The sequence below is a fragment of the Frankia sp. R82 genome, from assembly GCF_023716925.1.
GTDB lineage: Bacteria > Actinomycetota > Actinomycetes > Frankiales > Frankiaceae > Frankia.
Genome location: NZ_JAMQQG010000197.1, coordinates 1 through 620, shown reverse-complemented (window position 1 = coordinate 620; position 620 = coordinate 1). Strand labels below are relative to the sequence as shown.

At 73.4% G+C, this 620-nt stretch carries 1 protein-coding gene; it reads left to right on the top strand.

The features are described 5' to 3' along the window. Positions 1-20 precede the first annotated feature (20 nt). Positions 21-620 (top strand): WD40 repeat domain-containing protein (locus ND747_RS16590; protein ID WP_251734507.1); only part of this gene is annotated, 600 nt, incomplete at its 3' end.

Below are 620 nucleotides of genomic sequence, written 5' to 3'. Positions count from 1 at the left end.
CCGGCTCCAACGACCACACCGTGCGACTGTGGGACACCGGCAGCGGACAGACCCACACCACCCTCACCGGCCACACCGGCACCGTCCTCGCGGTGGCGTTCTCCCCCGACGGCCACACCCTCGCCACCGGCACCAACGACCACACCGTGCGACTGTGGGACACCCGCAGCGGACAGACCCACACCACCCTCACCGGCCACACCGGCAGCGTCCTCGCGGTGGCGTTCTCCCCCGACGGCCACACCCTCGCCACCGGCACCAACGACCACACCGTGCGGCTGTGGGACACCGGCAGCGGACAGACCCGCACCACCCTCACCGGCCACACCCGCGCCGTCCGCGCGGTGGCGTTCTCCCCCGACGGCCACACCCTCGCCACCGGCGCCGACGATCGCACCGTGCGGCTGTGGGACACCGGCAGCGGACAGACCCGCACCACCCTCACCGGCCACACCGACTGGGTCCTCGCGGTGGCGTTCTCCCCCGACGGCCACACCCTCGCCACCGGCTCCGACGATCGCACCGTGCGACTGTGGGACACCGGCAGCGGACAGACCCACACCACCCTCACCGGCCACACCAGCACCGTCCTCGCGGTGGCGTTCTCCCCCGACGGCCAC